The organism is Lutibacter flavus (assembly GCF_900188355.1).
GTDB classification, from domain to species: Bacteria; Bacteroidota; Bacteroidia; order Flavobacteriales; family Flavobacteriaceae; genus Lutibacter; species Lutibacter flavus.
The window spans coordinates 232,340-251,658 of the sequence record NZ_FZNX01000005.1 but is presented as its reverse complement, the minus strand read 5'-3'; the positions used below and the strand labels follow the sequence as shown (position 1 = coordinate 251,658).

At 27.9% G+C, this 19,319-nt stretch carries 18 protein-coding genes and 1 tRNA gene; 7 read left to right on the top strand and 12 right to left on the bottom strand.

Going from position 1 to position 19,319, the window contains the following annotated elements; genetic code table 11:
• Nucleotide 1: 1 nt before the first annotated feature.
• The gene (locus tag CHB63_RS14315) at nucleotides 2-601 is read right to left on the bottom strand and encodes an ankyrin repeat domain-containing protein (RefSeq protein WP_089379164.1); all 600 of its coding nucleotides are present in this window, start codon (nucleotides 599-601) and stop codon (nucleotides 2-4) included.
• Nucleotides 602-869: 268 nt separating this feature from the next.
• Between CHB63_RS14315 and CHB63_RS14310 the strand changes: the two genes are divergently transcribed.
• Complete coding sequence (locus CHB63_RS14310) at nucleotides 870-2,933, top strand: helix-turn-helix domain-containing protein (protein WP_089379163.1); 2,064 nt, start codon at nucleotides 870-872, stop codon at nucleotides 2,931-2,933.
• Nucleotides 2,934-3,134: 201 nt separating this feature from the next.
• The gene (locus tag CHB63_RS14305; RefSeq protein ID WP_089379162.1) at nucleotides 3,135-3,584 is read left to right on the top strand and encodes a hypothetical protein; all 450 of its coding nucleotides are present in this window, start codon (nucleotides 3,135-3,137) and stop codon (nucleotides 3,582-3,584) included.
• Between the two features lie 410 nt (nucleotides 3,585-3,994).
• Here CHB63_RS14305 and CHB63_RS14300 read toward each other — a convergent pair whose 3' ends face one another.
• The 6 genes from CHB63_RS14300 to CHB63_RS17200 form a co-directional block, all read right to left on the bottom strand.
• Nucleotides 3,995-4,885, bottom strand: coding sequence for a hypothetical protein (locus tag CHB63_RS14300; protein WP_089379161.1), 891 nt, complete (start codon nucleotides 4,883-4,885; stop codon nucleotides 3,995-3,997).
• A 55-nt stretch (nucleotides 4,886-4,940) separates the two neighbouring features.
• Nucleotides 4,941-5,372 carry a GIY-YIG nuclease family protein gene (locus CHB63_RS14295; RefSeq protein WP_089379160.1) on the bottom strand — a complete coding sequence of 144 codons (432 nt, stop codon included), beginning with the start codon at nucleotides 5,370-5,372 and terminating at the stop codon, nucleotides 4,941-4,943.
• Between the two features lie 111 nt (nucleotides 5,373-5,483).
• Nucleotides 5,484-6,269 carry a DUF4339 domain-containing protein gene (locus CHB63_RS14290; protein ID WP_089379159.1) on the bottom strand — a complete coding sequence of 262 codons (786 nt, stop codon included), beginning with the start codon at nucleotides 6,267-6,269 and terminating at the stop codon, nucleotides 5,484-5,486.
• A gap of 66 nt (nucleotides 6,270-6,335) precedes the next feature.
• Nucleotides 6,336-8,285, bottom strand: coding sequence for a hypothetical protein (locus CHB63_RS14285; RefSeq protein WP_141107319.1), 1,950 nt, complete (start codon nucleotides 8,283-8,285; stop codon nucleotides 6,336-6,338).
• Between the two features lie 36 nt (nucleotides 8,286-8,321).
• A complete protein-coding gene (locus CHB63_RS14280) occupies nucleotides 8,322-9,221 on the bottom strand; it encodes a PGN_0703 family putative restriction endonuclease (RefSeq protein WP_141107318.1) in 900 nt (299 codons plus the stop codon).
• A 100-nt stretch (nucleotides 9,222-9,321) separates the two neighbouring features.
• On the bottom strand, nucleotides 9,322-9,462 hold the full coding sequence (locus CHB63_RS17200) for a hypothetical protein (protein WP_176420393.1): 141 nt from the start codon (nucleotides 9,460-9,462) through the stop codon (nucleotides 9,322-9,324).
• Nucleotides 9,463-10,307: 845 nt separating this feature from the next.
• Here CHB63_RS17200 and CHB63_RS14275 point away from each other — a divergent pair.
• The 5 genes from CHB63_RS14275 to CHB63_RS14250 all read left to right on the top strand — a co-directional run bounded on the left by CHB63_RS14275 (nucleotide 10,308) and on the right by CHB63_RS14250 (nucleotide 14,118).
• Nucleotides 10,308-11,543, top strand: coding sequence for a site-specific integrase (locus CHB63_RS14275; protein ID WP_089379156.1), 1,236 nt, complete (start codon nucleotides 10,308-10,310; stop codon nucleotides 11,541-11,543).
• A 26-nt stretch (nucleotides 11,544-11,569) separates the two neighbouring features.
• Nucleotides 11,570-12,235, top strand: coding sequence for a hypothetical protein (locus tag CHB63_RS14270; protein ID WP_089379155.1), 666 nt, complete (start codon nucleotides 11,570-11,572; stop codon nucleotides 12,233-12,235).
• Nucleotides 12,236-12,319: 84 nt separating this feature from the next.
• Nucleotides 12,320-12,619: a helix-turn-helix domain-containing protein gene (locus tag CHB63_RS14265; RefSeq protein WP_141107317.1), complete on the top strand. Its 300-nt coding sequence runs from the start codon at nucleotides 12,320-12,322 to the stop codon at nucleotides 12,617-12,619.
• A 284-nt stretch (nucleotides 12,620-12,903) separates the two neighbouring features.
• Nucleotides 12,904-13,749: a rolling circle replication-associated protein gene (locus tag CHB63_RS14255; RefSeq protein ID WP_089379153.1), complete on the top strand. Its 846-nt coding sequence runs from the start codon at nucleotides 12,904-12,906 to the stop codon at nucleotides 13,747-13,749.
• Complete coding sequence (locus CHB63_RS14250) at nucleotides 13,750-14,118, top strand: hypothetical protein (protein ID WP_089379152.1); 369 nt, start codon at nucleotides 13,750-13,752, stop codon at nucleotides 14,116-14,118.
• A 140-nt stretch (nucleotides 14,119-14,258) separates the two neighbouring features.
• Here CHB63_RS14250 and CHB63_RS14245 read toward each other — a convergent pair whose 3' ends face one another.
• The 5 genes from CHB63_RS14245 to metF form a co-directional block, all read right to left on the bottom strand.
• Nucleotides 14,259-16,265, bottom strand: a complete 2,007-nt coding sequence (locus tag CHB63_RS14245) for an AAA family ATPase (RefSeq protein ID WP_089379151.1) — start codon at nucleotides 16,263-16,265, stop codon at nucleotides 14,259-14,261.
• A 230-nt stretch (nucleotides 16,266-16,495) separates the two neighbouring features.
• A tRNA-Asp gene (locus CHB63_RS14240) sits at nucleotides 16,496-16,569 on the bottom strand.
• Nucleotides 16,570-16,633: 64 nt separating this feature from the next.
• Nucleotides 16,634-17,557, bottom strand: a complete 924-nt coding sequence (locus tag CHB63_RS14235; RefSeq protein ID WP_089379150.1) for a DUF58 domain-containing protein — start codon at nucleotides 17,555-17,557, stop codon at nucleotides 16,634-16,636.
• A 121-nt stretch (nucleotides 17,558-17,678) separates the two neighbouring features.
• Nucleotides 17,679-17,996: a thioredoxin gene (gene trxA / locus CHB63_RS14230; RefSeq protein ID WP_089379149.1), complete on the bottom strand. Its 318-nt coding sequence runs from the start codon at nucleotides 17,994-17,996 to the stop codon at nucleotides 17,679-17,681.
• A 128-nt stretch (nucleotides 17,997-18,124) separates the two neighbouring features.
• The gene (metF, locus tag CHB63_RS14225; RefSeq protein WP_089379148.1) at nucleotides 18,125-19,081 is read right to left on the bottom strand and encodes a methylenetetrahydrofolate reductase [NAD(P)H]; all 957 of its coding nucleotides are present in this window, start codon (nucleotides 19,079-19,081) and stop codon (nucleotides 18,125-18,127) included.
• Nucleotides 19,082-19,319 lie beyond the last annotated feature (238 nt).

Below are 19,319 nucleotides of genomic sequence, written 5' to 3'. Positions count from 1 at the left end.
ATTATTTTAATAAATTAGCAACTAAAGGTCTTGTTTTTTCTAAATGCTCATAATCTAACTTTAAACCCATAGGACCTAAATCTTTATTTATTTGCTCATAAATAGGTTTAACATTTTCAAAAGGGGCCAAAACAGCTTCTAATGCTGTAGAACCATAATTGTTTTTTAAACTTTTATCAGCTCCCGCATTAATTAAAGCTTCCACAATTTCTGTACGACAAAAGAAAGCCGAAGTATGTAAAGCAGTTGAACCGTCACCACCTTTTAAATTTAAATTTGCACCTGCATTAATTAATGCTTTTGCAACATCTGTTTTTCCAAATGTTACTGCTGCAATAAGTGGTGTAGAACCATATTGATCCTTCATATTTAAATCTGTACCAGCATTTATATGTTGCTCTACAGTTTTAAGGTTTCCTAAAAAAGTTGCTGTAAAAATATCTTCTGCAGGAGCTTTCAACTCTGTTTTTGAAACCGAAGTTTCTACTTGTTCTTTCTCTGGTTTTTCGTTTTTTTCTTTACAAGAAACATTGATACATAATGCAGCTATTAATAGTGTTACTGTAACTGAATTTGTTAAATTAATTTTTAGTGTTTTCATTTTTTATTTGTTTTAAAGTTTAACTTTTTTCTATGGTGTAAATCTCCGTTAAACCCTGACGCAACACTAATCAATAAAAAAGCAGCTTATATAAATTTTAATGAAACCACTGTAAACTATGATGAATCGATATAAATTATGACGCAAGTGACAAAAAAAGTCTAAAAACAGTAGTTTTTAATGTAGCTTTTATACAATCAAAGATTCAACTTTAATAATTCGTATCTTTTCCAAAAAATGTCTAATTTCGGTTTAAATTTTAACGACAATGTCAGATTTGCAATCCACTGAAAATGATTTCCTAAATAAGCTTACACAAATCATAGAGGATAATATTTCAAATGAACAATTTGGAGTTTCAGAACTTGCAGCTAAAATTGGAATGAGTCGTTCTAATTTGCTTCGAAAAATTAAAAAACTGAACAACTTATCGGTTAGTCAATTTATAAGACAAGTGCGTTTAAAAAACGCGATGGATTTGTTAAAAGAGAATTCATTTACAGTTTCTGAAGTTTCATACAAAGTCGGTTTTGGAAGTACTTCTTATTTTATAAAATGCTTCAAAGATCAATATGGTTATCCGCCAGGCGAAGTTGGCACTAAAAATTTATCCGAAACTAATTCAATTCAAATAAAAAAACCGAATAAAAAAAGGACTGCTATCATTGTCACTTCCGCTATTTTTGTTTTTGTACTTTTTGCATTTTTATTTAACATTTTCAAACCCAATACTTCAAAAAAAACAACTACTAAAAAGTCTATTGCAGTGTTGCCTTTTAAAAACGATAGCAACGATTCTACCAATGTTTATTTTATAAATGGTGTTATGGAATCCATCCTTACCAATCTTCAAAAAATTGAAAACTTAAAAGTCATCAGCAGAACTTCAGTAGAAAAATACAGAAATAGTTCTAAAACAATTCCTGAACTAGCAAAAGAGTTAAATGTTAGTTATTTTGTTGAAGGTAGCGGACAAAAAATTGGAGATAAAATTTTACTGAATATTCAATTAATTGAAGCTTCTAGCGATAACCATTTATGGGCAGAACAATACAACAAAAAAGTAACGGATATTTTTAAATTACAAAACGACGTAGCCAAAAATATTGCAGATAAAATTGAAGTTATTATTACCCCTGAAGAAAAAGAAAGAATAGAGAAACTTCCAACAAATAACCCTGTTGCCTACGATTATTTTTTAAAAGGTTTAGACCAGCTTCATAAAGAAACTACCGAAGGCTTACTAAAAGCCATTCCTTATTTTGAGCAAGCCATAGCACATGATACTAAATTTACACGCGCCTATGCCAATATTGCCATTGCTTATTATTATTTAGACCTTTTTCAATCCGAAAAAAAGCATTCAGCTTTAGTAAATGAGTATACTGAAAAAGCGATGTTGTTAGACCCTAAACATCCTGAAAGTTTAATTGCAAAAGCGCTTTCTTATATGAATATTGCCGAATTTAAAATGGCAGTTCCATATTTCGAAAAAGCATTAGAATATAGTCCAAACTCAGCATATATAATTAATACATTGTCCGATTTTTATACCAGCTATGTACCAAATACCCAAAAATATCTAGAATACGCTTTAAAAGGCGCTCAATTAGATATTGCAGCGAACGATTCCATTACCGCCAGCTATATTTATTTACACATAAGTAATGCATTTATACAAACAGGTTTTATAGAAGAAGCGATTATAAATATTAATAAATCTATAGATTACAATCCTAAAAATATATTTTCTGAATATGTAAAAGCGTATATTTTATTTGCAAAAAATAAAGATTTACAACAAACAAAAGAATTGTTAATTCAGGAGTTTCAAAAAGATACTACTCGTTTAGATTTGATGCAGGAAATTGGGAAAATTTATTATTACATGCGAGATTATAAAAATTCTTATACCTATTACAATAAATTTACAACTATACGCGAAACCCAAAAATTAGGTATTTATAAGCATGAGAATTCTAAAATTGGCTATGTATATGCAAAAATGGGTGAGCAAGCTAAAGCTGAAGAACTTTTTAATAGTTATTTTGAGTATGCTACTAATGATGAATCTATTTACAAAAATTTAAGTTTGGCTGTTTACTATGCTTATAAAAACGACCAAAAAAAATCAATTGAGCATTTAAAGTTATTTGCAAAAGAAGATAATTTCCAATACTGGGTATTGCTTTTCTTTAAAATGGAACCATTAATTGATAACATTAAAGACTTACCCGAATTTAATGAGGTATACAATACGCTGGAAACCAAGTTTTGGGAAAATCATAAAAGCATTAGAAAATCACTTGAAGAGAAGGACTTATTAAATTAATACGTAAATCTTCTTTTTGATGACCAACAAATTCTTCTGCTATTTTTAAAATTTGAAATTTTTCTAAGCAACTATTTTAGTTAATCAAGTATATTTCATTCTTAAAAATTATATGACTAAAATCATATAGTTAATTGATATTCTTCATTTTATATAAATATCTATATAATTAACTTCATTAATTAATTTAGGTTATATATTATGAAAAACATATTTCTATTTATTACAATAGTGCTTCTATCAATTTCTTGCTCTATAGATGTTAATAGTGGTATTGGTGGTGATATTCACGTTGGCAATGACACCTTCTTTTCTCCCCCTTCTTGGATTCAAGGTTCTTGGTCAGGGACATTTGTTAATTCAAATAATGTTACTGTTTCAAAAGCCTATAGCTTTACACAAAATGATTTTATTGCAAATAGTGTCAGTTATAATGAGCGTATCAATATACTAAGTACAACATATCTTAATCGTACAGAACAAATTACACCTTCAAATTATCAAATTACTATTCTACACCTTTCAGTTAATAAAGATGTTTATCATTTTCAGTATGTTTCTGATTCTGAAATTAACTGTAAACATGAAAGCGGAACAGTAGATGATTGGAGTAACAGGGTTATTGAAAATTATAGTTTAATAAGTAATTAATATAAATTATTTACAAGGTGATTAACCTGGATTTATAAATTTTAAAAGGCTATAAAAAATAAAGATTGAAAAAACCAACATAACATCTTTTCAATCTTTTTTATGAGCCGGACTTTTTGCAGTTAATTTATGTACTACTGCAAAACTTGTAATAAAGGACAAGTTATTAATTTAAATTAATACGTAAATCTTCTTTGTGATGACCAACGAATTCTTCTGCTATTTTTAAAATTTGAAAAAAATACTTGTTCTCTTGCCTCTGTTGGTGTACTGTTTTTTGTAGTTATCATAATTGTTGTTTTTAATGTTAGTAATTATTTACAGTACAAAAGTGTATCAAATACAACAGTTAAAAAATTTAAGGTTACTGAATTGTAGTTTTTCTAGGGTGAGTTGTGTTAATCCTGATTTTATATTCCATTTATTTTTTGATCATCATAGTGCTTATCATAGATTTCTTCAAATTTAAATGATGATCTATATTTTGAACAATCTAAAACAATGGATTCTTCTTCTTTATGTATCACAAGGCTTCTTTTCTCCCAATCATCAGCCTTTTTTAATTCATCACCAAATACTGAGCTTACATCTTGATATTTAAATAACCATTCTAAAATTTCAAATTCATTCTCACTATCTATGTTTTTGTACTCTTCCAATGCTTTTTTAGATATTTCTCCATTTTCCACAATAAAATGGGCAAACATGTTACCAACTACAAAGCTGGAAAAATCAAAATAAAATTTGAAATCCATATATTCGAAGAGATTAATACTATCGTAGACTTCTTTTATCGTATTGTACCAATTATCAAAATCTTCTATGAGTGTAACTGAGTTTTTGAAATCCTCAAATTGCGCATAAAATGTTTCAATTCTATTGGTTAACGCAATGTGTTCAAAAGTTGGTATGTAATCTATTTTTTCATCGTCATATACTGAAATGTAAATTGGTTCAGTTTCTTCACAATTTTGATAAGACTTGAATTTTTCACAGTTATATATTTCTATTATATCATTATTCTCTTCTTCAAATAACAATGTCAAAGCTCTTTTATCACCAGTAATAAATTTATAACCTTCCAAACCGTTGATTTCAGAATCTTCTTCACATACCCCCGGAATGACTTTTGAAAACTTATATATATTATTCTCTCTACATTCAATAAACATTTCTTGAAATTTTACTAAAAAATCTTCTTTGTATATATTCATAAACGATGTGTCATTCTCTAAAATTAGAGATAACATATCTATATCCATTTCTGAAATATACTTTACAATAGCTTCTTTTTTTGTCATTAAAAATTATGAGTAAATTGAAAAGGTTCCGTTTATTAACTCAATTACGTTTCTTCTATCTTTTATTTTCCGCTGTATTATCTGTTGTTACAATTTTTGAAAGAAGATACCCTTCTAAAGATGAATTTTCAAATTTTGAAGTTAGAGGAACTGCAACGGTAACTACATACCTTGGAATTGTTTTCCAGTTTTGAATTAAAATGCATTTTTTTTCAACACCAGATGAGAAATAGCTTCCAAATCTATTTCCAAAATGGTTTGCTTTACCAATATATGCTATCTCTAAATTTTCGTCAAGAAATATGTAAATCCCTGACTCACCACAAAAGATCCATTGTTCTGGCCAAGATTTCTCAATTTTATATTCAGTTCCATTTTCAGGAAATAAATCGTACAATCCGCTAACTTCTAATTTTTCTAAATTAGGATGTCTAAAATTATTCTCATAAATTTTTATCTCTTCTAGCGCTTTTTCTAGTTTTGCCATAACATTATTTTTATTAAACTTTTATACTCCTCTCCATCCTCTGCAACCATACCCAACTGACATTCTACTTCTATAACTGTAACCTGTCCATCCATTAAAGTATCTATTTCTTTATACAAAACGAACCTGCTCTTTAGAGTTATTAAAACCTATAATTAAGTAAAGCAATGGAATGGCACTAACAATTGTTGTTAAAATTATAGTGGATTCATTTTCTAACATAATAGATAAAACAACAATTGCAACAAAACCTATCAAGGTTGTGTAGGCAAACTTTGAAAATCTAGATGCTACTTCATTTCCTATTTTAGATAATTTTTTCCCTAATCTGAAATAGTAATATAAATTCATGAAAAATGCGATAATAAGAATGAACCAAAAAACAACTGTTACATTTTCAGATAAGTTTAGTGAACTTGTTTCACTTTCATATTTATTAATAAACTTAAATGCAACACCTAAAATTATTGAAGTTGCAATTAGTATGTTTAAATCTTTATTTGTTGCAGTGTAATTTAAAACATTGTTAAGGTATTTTTTTATATATTTTAATACGTAATACGTTGTTATTACAGTAGCCATTATCATAAAACCATAGAACTTATTGTTTTCCCATTCAAAATATTCCATAATTCCCATAACAATTGTAAATCCGAATAATAAAAGCGCATTACGTTTTACACTTCCAATTTCATCATTACTTTCATGTTCCGAACTTGGTAAAGGTGGTGGTTCTTTTTGAAACAAGTCTTTTAATTCTGGAAGTTGAGATGCTACTATCCAGTTTTCCAATCCGTCTTTCCATACTAGTGTATCTTTTGAGACTTTTCCTTTTAATTCTGCTTTTGACAATGGACCTACTTTTTGTCCTTCTTTTTCATAATAATACGCTTTCATAATTATTTTTTTGAGGTTATACTTTTAATTATTTTCTCTAATTTTTTCGGAAATTTCGAAATCTCATTATTTATATATAGAAATAATTAACATAATAATTGGTAATACAGCACTAATTAAAAGAGTTAGCCTATGCTTTTTTAATGGAATCAACAGACTTAAACATACCGATAAAAGAACTACTAGGAGTTTTACTTTAATATTTGGAAACAACTTAAAGGTTGGAGCAATTGAATCAAAAGAAAATACAAAAGCCGAAACTATAAAAATAATCAATAATGAGACAAACCATTCTAATAATTTATTTTGCTTATTTAAATAGGAAATTTTATTTTGGTTATCACCAATAACGTCATCCTTTAACTCACTATCAATCTCTTTCTGTTTAACTTTTATTTTTTCATAATTCACCTCATTTTGAATATCTTTTACTGTCTTATAAATAGAATCCTTCCATTTTTGATCTTCAAGTCTCTTTTCCTCAGCAAACTCATTAATTTTTGAAATGAAATCGCCAGAATTAGTTTCTGCCAATAAATTGAGATCAATAATTTCATTTTCTCTTTTTTCCGCAATTTTAGAAGCCGCCAAAACGCAATCCTCGGCTGTAATATTTTGTTTTGAATATTTTTGAATATTATTATCAAGCTGCCTAAGAACTTTGGAAGTTGGCAAGGAATCACTTAAAGTAGTGGAAATAAGTCTTGTTATCCCCAAACTTGCAAATTCAGAAGATTTAAACGTTTCCTTTACCATAGGGTTACTTAACCATAATATATTCACTAATTCTTCAGCCCTTATTGCTGCAGGTAAATACCCATTTCTTTTTGTCTTATTTGAAAAATTATGTCCATAAATTACAAACCAAGCCTGTGCTTCAATAAAAGATGACACTTTTTTAGTCCTTCTCTCGATAACGTATACCTCAGAACATGTATCATGTAAAGCTGAAAAATTACTTTTCCCTTTATCGATATATTTTTTGTAAATTTTAGGATAATTTATTTTTGATGCGCTTCTTAAATTTTTATCATAACCAATAACACTAAACTTGAATTTTTCCTTTAATGTTTTTTCAATTTTTGAAGTAATTCGGTCTAAGTCCGTTTTATTTAAATTTCTTCTATGGCAAGCACTATAGATTGATTCAGGATCAACATACCTTTCAATAAAAGTATCATCTAAATTTCTTGAAATCATCTCTAAAAGGTTTCTTAATTCTTCAATTGTAATTGGAAGAATCGAAAATTTAAAATTCATTTTTTTTCCTATTTCCCATATTTTAGAACATGTGTGAAATGCTTGCTCAGATTTCAAGTTTAGAATACCCAAAAGGAAACTAGTATCTAATAAAAGCTCCATTTCAATATTGATATTTTCAATATCATATTCCAAATACGATGCAAGAACAGAGCCCAAATATACTTGTCTAAGAATTTTAAACATATCTGGATTTTCCTTCAAATCATTCAAAAAATTTGCAATACTCACATATTTCTCATGGTTGAAATCACCTTCAATACCAATAGGTGTTTTTGTGCTAGAGAAATAGCTTGATAAATGTAATTTGTTTAAATCTACAAACTCCACAATTGAAATTTTCTCACCCTTATAGTTTGTCGCTAAAAGATATTTATCATATAGATCTTCAACTAATTTAATTTTTTTGCTTTCAATGTCCATTTCTTCATCAACTTCAGAAAAAATATATTTTTGCATTTCAAATGAACCATCTTTATTTAGCTTAAACACTTGCTCCTGATTATTGATTTCTTGAGCAATATTTCTCAAAATCTGATCTAACAATGGAATCGGTATATCTAATCCAAATAACTCATCCACAACCTTCTTAATTTCAAAAATATCTTTTCCTTTATTTATCCCTTTCGAATTTAGCTCATGAATCGATCTTTTTATTAATGGCTTGAAAACATCCTCAATTTTTGAAAAAGCACCTACTTTTGAATTTATTTGTGCCAACAGACTATATGTAACTAATTTATTCGTGTTTTTCATTTTCATTCTATTATTTTTGAATTGAATTATTTACACCTAATATCTATTAATTAGGTAATTAACCCAGTTATCATTTTTTAAAATATTTTTTGAAACTTCAATAAATTTTTCAAAAGTTATTGGAATAAATGTTCCTTTGTAATCATCAATTAGGCAATCCAAATATTCAATACAAACTTTATGCTGATATGAATTACCTCTAGGATACATATGTATTGAATGAAATTTTTGTAGTTGACCTATTTCAATAAGTTTAACACCTAACAAATGATTTCTCCACGGTTGCTTTAATTTTTTTTCTCTAAGTTTTAAATTTGTATCAGCAGCATAATAACCCGAGTTTTTAGAAAGAGAATTATACTCCGAATTAGTATTAAACATTCTTTCCTTTTCCGTTTCTCCATAAGGATATGACTTTTCAGTATATTTAATCTCTATCCCTATCCCACATAACAAATCTTCCTCAAAGTATTCAATATATACATCAAAAGAAGTGTTATCATTTAACAATTTACTTTTATGTAAATCTGAAGCAAATTCTATTTTAATTCTAATTACTTCATCTACATTAATTTTATAATCTAAAAGTTTCTCTAAAAATTCACATAATTGCTTTGGATTGGTCACTCTTAGTTTTTCAAGTGGGTAAAATAAGTTAAATGGTATATGCTCACTTCTAAGCATATTTTTTAATCCAGTATTAAGGAAATTTACTTTTTTTCCTTTATCTAAATTAGCCCAATTCTTAAGAGATTGCCATTCATCTTTATCTTTATGGCAATAAAAATTTGCTCCTAGTGAAGCATCTTTATCTGAAAGAATATTTGGATACTTTTTATTTTCTTTTCCATAAGTTCCAGACTCTATTAAATCCAAAACATTTTTTTTATAGTTTAGTTGTTTCTCTAAAGCTACATTATACCAGCTTTTTAACATTGCAATTTTTTTATTCAATCAAACTTAAGGAATTAACATTTCTTATGAGGTGATAAAAATCAGATTACAATTTTAATTGAAATAATTACATGAATCATTTCTATTTAGTTTTTAAAAATATCCTCCAAATCACAATTGTACCATCCATCTTTTTTAGTTGGGTGTACGTTATTCCATTTGTCATATCCCAAACTTTTGCATTAATTCCTAACTCAATTAAATTTGGTAGTTTATTGTTCATTATTGCAACTGCATTCTCGCTAATATCTGGAACTAAATTAACTTAGTAATTGCAAAATTAGCAGCTTTTTCAGCACTAAAACACTTGTTAATCCCCCAAAAATATAACTTAATGTACCGAAACAACCCATTTTAAATCACTTTTAACAACATAAAAATAGAACAAGATATTTGGAGTCAATTATTAATAACAAGCCTATTGCAGCAATGTAGTAGGTTTTTTTATATTAAAAAAAGCCTGTAGAAATTAATTTTATCTACAGGCTTTTTAAAGATTTCTCATAAGATTTAAAGAAATGTTATGTGGAGTTTACAATCCATATCTTCTATATTTACTCCATTGAGACCTTTTGGTATTTGTAAAAGTTAGAGATGTTAATTTTCGTTTGTTTTCAGTTGTTGAGTTTGCTTTTAAAGTTGTCATAATCTTGGTTTTTTAGTTTGTAATAGTTAAATAAAAGACGCTCGAAACAATTAGTTGTTACTTTAATAAATCTCTATTAACAAATGTTTAACTAAAATGAAATATTGCTAATTTCATAAACAAGGATTAGAACCGTCTCTTTGTACTTTTGAGAAATGAAAAGTCTAAAACACCCGTAAATAATAAGGAATAGAAATAAAAAGGCATAAAAAAAGCTTCTCAAAAAATTGAGAAGCTTTTCGCGGTCTGGACGGGACTCGAATAAACCTTACTTTATTTTACTCTATTTTATTGATTTTAAGCACTTAAACCCTTGTTTTTACTATGTTTTTCAACAAGCCTAAATTAGCCTAAATTTGAGCAAATTAAAATTATTCGTCCCCTCATTCGTCCCCTAGGTTTTTTTGTTTTACATTTGTTATATGGCAAAAGTAAAATTTATTCTAAAAGAACCAACCTCCAAAAGCGATACTTTAATTTATCTTATATATAATTATCAATATAAAAGATTCAAGTATTCTACTGGCGAAAAAATCAGTCCAAAATTTTGGAATGAAAATAATCAACGAGTAAAAGAATCTAAAAAATTTCCTGAATATCCTGAATTTAATTCTAGACTAGATACTTTGGAAAATGGAATTAATAATGCTTTTAGAAGATTGTTAAATGATGGAATTCAACCAAACAATGAATTATTAAAAAAAGAATTAGAATTTGAACTTGACGATAAAGTTTTAAAACAACGCAAAAAAACATTAATTGAATTTATAGATATTTTTATTGAAGATAATAAGAGTATAAAACAACCTAGTACAATTACTGTTTATAACACTACTTTAAAACATTTGAAAAATTACGCTGAAAAGAAGAATAAAAACATTGATTTTAGCAGTATTAACTTGAATTTTTATTCAGACTTTACAAAATATCTTACCCAAGATTTAAATATGTCTACAAATACAATAGGCAAATACATAAAAACAATAAAAACTTTTTTAAATGAAGCTACAGAAAGAGGTCTGAACACAAATTTAGAATTTAGAAAAAGTAAGTTTAAAACTATTTCAGAAGAAACTGATACAGTTTATTTAGCTGCAGAAGAACTAAAAATAATTGAAGAAAAAGATTTCAGCTTTAATATTAGTTTAGAGAAAACAAGAGATTTATTTTTATTGGGTTGCTATACTGGATTACGATTTTCAGATTTCACTCAAATTAAGCAAGAAAACATTATTGAAAGTAAATCTATCATTCAAATAAGAACACAAAAAACGAAAGAAAAAGTATCTATTCCAATTCATCCAATAGTTAAAAGAATTTTAATTAAATATGATAATGCAATTCCTAATTCATTTACAAATCAAGTAATGAATAAATATTTAAAAGATATTGCCGAATTATGCGAAATTGATACACCAACTGAATTAACAACAACTAAATCGGGAATAACACAAAAAAGTACTGTTCCAAAATTTAAGTTGATAACAACACATACCGCTAGGAGAAGTTTTGCAACAAATTGTTATTTAGCAGATATCCCATCTATTTCAATTATGAAAATAACAGGGCATAAAACTGAAAAGTCATTTTTGAAATATATCAAAGTAACTCAAGAACAAAATGCAGATAAATTATTAAACCACGCATTTTTTAAATAAATTTGAATTCTTAAAAATTGTATTCTATGAACAACACCCCTAATCAATTTATTGAAGAATTCAAGAAAAAATACGAAGAGACACCTAATAAAAAATATTTATTAGATAATGAAATAAGGCAAATTGACATTTACACAAGTTCAAACGAAGTTTCATTTGTTAGTTCAAATCATCCATTAGACATTGGTCTAGGTTTTATTGCAGACACTAATAGTGTTTTCACATTAAGGATTTTAGATTCTTTTAGTAGGGGAAAATTTAATGTTTTTTTTAATCATAACTTACTTGGAACTAATTATTCTCCTGGTAAATATGAACCTGACGATTGGTACAATGATAAAATGTGTATTCAAGGAAATGCATTCGCAGAATACTACAAATGGCTTAACGAATTAAAAGAACAACCTCTTTCTAGTCCTAAACAAAAAAAATCAACTTTAACTCATTCTCAAAAAATACTAGCATTATATTATTTAGGAATAGATATGAGTAAGTTTCAAAACAATGTTCAATCAGCTAAAATACTATCGTCAATTCTTGACTTAGACTATACAAACACCAAAGAGTTCTTAACCTATTTTGAAGGAAAAAAACCTAAAGTGAAAAATAAATCTAATATTAAAAAAATGTCTGAACTATTTGAACATCAGATTTTTAAATGCATTCTCGACGAGATAAAAAAAGACTTATAAAACATTTGAGGTCACCTCAGTAAACACCTCAGGCACCTTACTTTCTCATATTTGCGTCATTATTAACAATAAAATAAAGTTAAAATGGCAAAAATAACATTAAACAATTTCGAACTTTCCGACATTAAAAAAGTTGTTGAAGAAGTTCTTGAAAAACAATTAAAAGGGTTTTCAACCCCAAAGAAAAACGAGTTAACATTACTCACAAGAAAAGATACTGCAAAATTCCTTTGTATCTCTTTACCTACACTTCACGAATGGACTAAAACTGGTGTTGTTATAGCACATAGAATAGGCAATCGAGTACTTTACAAACAAGACGAAGTTCATCAAGCATTACATCAGATTCAAACATCAAAAACGAGAGGGGGTCTATTATGTTAAAGACTAAAAATGATTACTCCGTTATCGTGTATCTAGAAAATGAATCTAAACCTAAGAAATGGACTTATGTAGATAAGTTAAATGGCTTTTCATTGTTCTTAAATAAAAGTCATCCTACTTGGGAATATATGAATGTTTACAATAGAAGAACACGCAAATACTTAAAGCGTTTTAAACCTAATGATTTCATTCCGCCATTCATACCAACTAACCAAACTTAACCTTTAAAAAAACCTTTAATATTAACCTTTAATGGTTTTAATTAATATACAACGATTCAGATTATGATAATCAAGAACACATACGGCATTAGTGTTGCTTTTGCAACAAATCATCCTTACGGAGTTATTCCTAAAAGTGAATTTACAGGTTCTGCATTACAACGCAAAAAACAAGTTGCTAAATCAAAAAGTGATACAGAACAAAAACCAACAACGGACAAAGTAAAAAAACTCCGTTCAATGTCTAAGCGGACAAAACAAAAGATTAGAAAAAAAATCACTTGTTTTTCAAGAACTCAAAAAAGATTAAGTTTTGTTACACTTACTTTTTTAAATCAAGTTTCAGACGAACAAGCTGTAAATATTCTAAGAAAATTTATTGACAACGTTAAAAAACGAAGTAATGATTTTCAATATTTATGGGTAGTTGAACGACAAACAAAAAACACCGTATTTAAAGGGAATGTTCATTTTCATATGATAACTAATAAACATTGGAAAATTAAAAAATGGTGGAATTATTGGATGGAATTACAAATTAAAAACGGTATTGAACCAAGAGAAAAAGATTTTAGACCGTCATCTGCATTTGATGTTAAACAATTAAACACAAACAACATTAAACGAATTTCAACCTATGTTACTAAATACGTAACAAAAAATGATGCAAAGTTTAAATGTCAAGTTTGGAATTGCTCGAGAAAAGTTTCTGAACTATATACAGATTTTTACACAAATACAGAATTTACAGACCAGTTTAAAAAGCTGAATGCAGTTACAAAGGAATTTATAGATACAGATTTTAAAAGCCCTGTAATTAACGTTAAAATGATTGACTTAAACCGTCAAACATTACCCCTTTACAAAAGATTAGATGATAAAAATATTAATATAATAAACAACAAATAAATGAAAAAAATGCACACAGAACAATTGTTAGAAAACTACCTTTTCGATATCAATATATTAGATAACTTATATATCACTTTAAACAAAAATAAAATAGATATTAATGTAAAAAACTATAAACAATACACTATTGATGTTAGGGAAATCGACTACACAAAATATTCTATTATTACCTATCAAGTCGGCAAAAACACAATACTAACTATTCTAGAACACGAAACAATAATCGAAAATATAGAATATGAAACAATTTCAACTACTCAGTTTTTGATTAAATCAGAAAAAGCACTTCATAATCTTAAGATTAATGACCTAACAAAATATATTGATTTTAAGGTAGCTGATTTAGTTATTGGATACTTGGACTAAATATGAGTGTAAAATCAAAACGCTCAATACCTTATTTGATTAATATAAAAATGTTTGACTTAAACGGTCAAACATTTTCTTTTTATAAAAGATATAGTGACAAAAAATAAAGAAACAATTAAAAAGCCAAAAATAAATACCTACCTTTTAATATCTAAAATCTCTGATATTTTAAGAAAGAGAGGTAAAAATGAATCGAAATCTTCTTTACTTAAATTTTTAATTTTGTTAGCAAAATCTTTTTTATCTCCTCGAAACTGAACAATTTCACCCCCACCGACTATTGATTGTTTTATAAAAAAAGATTCCATTTGCTCAACTCCGAAAAACATTAATTCAATTGTCAGTTCTGATTTATCCTTAAAAGTAATATTTCCATTTTTTATTACTTGCTTTTTAATTTCTGGATTCTCAGGAACTGGAAGTAATAAAGAATAACCATTTTTACTGACATTTTCTTTAGTTAGGCATTTTAATGGGTTTTCTTCCAATACATTAGGTAACTTTTTACTCAACCCATTCCAATAATTATATCCTGCAGTATCAAAATCAAATAATGAAATAAGAATCTTATCAGGATGATTGGCAAATATCCCATCCCCTAAATTATCCCCATTCCTAAATAGGCTACCTAAAAAAGATGCGCTATAGCAATCTTGAATATAAAAAGGCATTTCTTGATCACCATACAATTTTCTCCAAGCAATTTCAATAATAATTTTATCTGTTATTCCCTCTGTAAAAAGAACTGGTAAGTTTGTTCTTGAAATATTATATTCAATACTTAAATTGGTGTTTTCATTATTTATGGTTACAAAACCCTCAGTTAGTTGACCCAATACAAAAGATTTATCTCTCTTTTCTATAATATTTTTTTTAGACTTATTTACAATGTATATTGAGTTATTAGGACTAAACGCTATAGTTGATGGAGAATGTGTAGCCAATATAATTTTTAATCCTTTCTTTTTAATAAACAATTCTTGAATTACTGTTAATAATCTTTTAATCATTTTTGGATGCAAAGATGAATCTATTTCATCTAATAAAAGAACTCTTGGCATTACTTTGTTCTTATTTGACTTATAAATAAGAAGTGAAAGAGCTATTAATGTTTTTTCTCCTGATGACAATTGCTGAAAATGTGTTTCATATTTAGCTTTTCTATGTTCAAGAATAACTGATATATTAACTTTTGCCTTATCAACTCCTAACTGGGGTTGAATTTTGTTACTGTTGAGAAAATACCCATTGCAATCATATTCTTCAAGAACTGCATTAATCTCTTCAATTGGAGATTTACCATATTTTTTTTCAAAATCAACTTTATCTAAATATTCAACATTCTCACCCCATTCTAATTTTTTAACTTTATTTAAGGAATTATTAGCTTTTAAAAACTGATAATTTTTCTCTTCATTTGCAATATCTTCCAAAATAAAGATTGGTGTCTCATAATCATTTCCATTAATATTGAATATGTTTTTATTATTTACACTGTTCTTTAAAAAATAGTACATTTCTTCATCTACCTTTTTAAATTCAATGTCAAAAAGCAAAGATATTTTTTCAAATCTAGGCTTAAGAAGTTCAATTTTTAAATCATTCACATCACCACTAACATTTTGTAAATATCTAAAAATAAACTCAAAAAAATCAGGAGAAAAACGCTCTTTGAAACTTTCTAAGTTATCCCTAAAATTTAATTCTTGCTTTAATTCATTTAATAGGTCATAGTCATATTTTTTTCCAAATTGATTTTCAAAATTATAATTTCTTCTATTTGCAAAACCATATATTACTTTATCATTTTCTGACAAGTTGCTTTGAGCATTAATAGTAGCTGTATTTTTAAGTTTCCCAACCATATTATTTAATATTCCACGCTCACCCCTCGCATTATTCAACCGTTGTTTAATCGCAGGGTTTGTTTCAGAGTTTTCGGTTATTACCGAAAAGTCATTATAATTATAATATACAATCTCAGATTTATCAATTCCTCCAATAACAACTCGACCAGTATCTATTGCTTTTAATAAATGTGTTTTTCCAGAACCATTTATTCCTGATAAAATACTGAAATCATCAATTACAATAGGATTAAAACTCTTTATTGAAATATAGTCTGCTTGATAAATTAGTTTCATAACAATTATTTATTATCCAAAGATATTAATTTATAACTTTAGCTCTTCAAAAAATCACTACGAGTTTATTTAGTATACTAACAAAACTATTTGAAAATATTTCAGATATCTTAATAAGAAAATTAAAGAAATATTAAATACCGGACTAAAATATTCGTCCCCTGATTCGTCCCCTAAAAAGAAAAAAGCCTTACAAACGTAATGTTTATAAGGCTTTGAAAAATTAAAAGCGGTCTGGACGGGACTCGAACCCGCGACCCCCTGCGTGACAGGCAGGTATTCTAACCAGCTGAACTACCAGACCGTTGCTCTTAGCGGATGCAAATATAAGAGTGTTTTTGATATCTGCAAAGCTTTTTTAATATTTTTTATAAAAATTTCTTTCTGCTTATTAAATATGAAATAAGCACACTGTTAAAGCCTTTATTAATATCTACCGGAACATATTCTATTTTATACTGCATACACTTCAACTTCAATTCGTTAAAGTAATTCTCTACATAACTTTTATATTGTTTCTTAACTGAAGAAGCATATAAATTAATTTGCTCTCCTGTTTCAACATCCACAAACTTTTTTGGTGAATTTTCAAAATCAAAGTCAAATTCCAGTTTTCCATCGTAAGTATGAAACAAAACAACCTCATGTTTGTTATGCTTTAAATGTCTTAAAGCTTCAAATAATTCATCCTCTTTTTTATCGGTTTGAAACATATCAGTAAACAAAAACACCAGCGATCTTCTATGTATTTTTTCTGAAATCTCATGCAATACCTTAAACGTATCTGTTGTAGATTTTGATGTACTCTTTAATAAATCTTCTAACTGAGACAATAACATCCTCCTATGGCGCTCACCGCCTTTTGCCGGTGCATAATAATCATTTTTATCACTGTATATACTTAAACCAACAGCATCTCTCTGACGCTTTAAAATCTCCATTAAAGCAGCTGAAGCAATTGCCGAAAATGTAATCTTTGTTAAATTATCTATTGAAGGGTTTTTAATTATTGGAAAATGCATAGATGCAGAATTATCAATAATTAAATGGCAACGTAAATTGGTTTCTTCTTCGTAGCGTTTTACAAACAACTTTTTAGTTTTTGCATACAATTTCCAATCAATATGCCGAGTACTTTCTCCTTTATTATACACTCTATGCTCAGCAAATTCCACAGAAAAACCGTGAAACGGACTTTTATGCATCCCCGTAATAAATCCTTCAACAACACTATTTGCCAATAGCTCTAAGTTGTTTAATTCTGAAAGATGTTTTACTGATAAAGTCTCCATTATTTCTTATTGATTCTTGTAAATATAAGATTTAATACTAATTTAATTTTGAAATGTTGTGTAAAAAGAAAAAGCCCGACATATTTGTCGGGCTTTTTATAAATTTAAATGTACTTTATTTTTATAAATGTGCGTCAATTTTTTGAGCGTATGTTGCTTTAGGCGCAACACCAACTTGTTTTTCAACTACTTCACCATTTTTAAAAACTAAAACAGTAGGAATATTTCTAACTCCATATTTTGCCGCAAATTCTTGATTTGAATCAACATCTACTTTAGTAATTGTTGCTTTACCTTCATATTCCGTTGTTAATTGATCCATTATTGGAGCAACCATTCTACAAGGACCACACCAAGCTGCCCAAAAATCAACCATTACTGGCTTGTCTGATTGTAAAACTACTTCGTTAAAAGTTGCATCTGTTACTTCTAATGCCATAATATCTTTTTTTAATTAATAATTTCTTTTTCTATTCGTACAAAAGTAAACAAATAATTTGCCATTACAATTCAACAATTATTACTTTTCTTTATAAAACTATTAACAAAACTGATTTTAACTGTAAATTAAAAAATTTCTTTTGCTATTGCCTTAATATTATCAGATTTCCCCATTGAATAAAAATGAACAACCGGAGCACCTTTAGAAATCAACTCCTTAGATTGCTCAATAGCCCATTCTATACCAACCTGACGAACTTGTTTATTATCCTTACATCCTTCTATTCCAGCAATCAAATCCTCTGGCATATCCAATCTAAAAACTTGTGGTAATATTTGTTGATGTCTTTTTACAGCTACTGGTTTTATACCCGGAATAATTGGAACCGTAATTCCTATATTTCTTGCTTTATCAACAAAATCAAAATATTTCTGATTGTCAAAAAACATTTGTGTTACCACATAATCTGCACCTGCATCTACTTTTTCCCTTAATCTACGCAAATCTGTTTCCATACTTGGCGCTTCTAAATGTTTTTCCGGATACCCGGCAACACCAATACAAAAATCTGATTTATTATTGGTCTCAATAATATTATGCAAATATTTTCCTTCGTTCAATTCTTTAATTTGTGTAACCAATTCCGAAGCATAATTATTCCCTCCAGGAGTTGGTATAAAAAAAGATTCGTGCTTCATAGAATCCCCTCTAAGTGCCATTAAATTGTCCAAACCTAAATAATGACAATCCACCAATACATACTCTGTTTCTTCTTTTGTAAAACCTCCACATAAAACGTGCGGAATTGCATCCACATTATATTTATATTTCAAAGCTGCACAAATCCCAACAGTTCCAGGACGCATTCTCGTCATTTTTTGTTCTAATAAACCGTTGTCTTTTTTAATATAAACATACTCCTCTCGCGAAGTAGTTACATCTATAAAAGGTGGCTTAAATTCCATTAACGGATCTACATTATTGTATAAATCCTGAATATTTTGCCCTTTTTGTGGCGGTACAATTTCGAACGAAAACAATGTTTTTCCGTTTGCCTGTTTTATATGTTCTGTTACTTTCATTTTTTTAGCTTTTTGCCTTTAGCGGTTCATTCTTAGCTTTAACCAGCGAAAACTTTACAACTTTCGACTTTCGACTTTTTAACTATATTTTTTTTGGCGTTACCTTTCAGGTCGCGCTATCCGTTATATCTTTTTCTCCGTTACACTCCAAAAAAGGATGCCACTACTATCCCTAACGCAATTTGACTTTCAAACTTCATATTTTAAGATTGTCACGTCGTTTTACCAAACTCCTCAC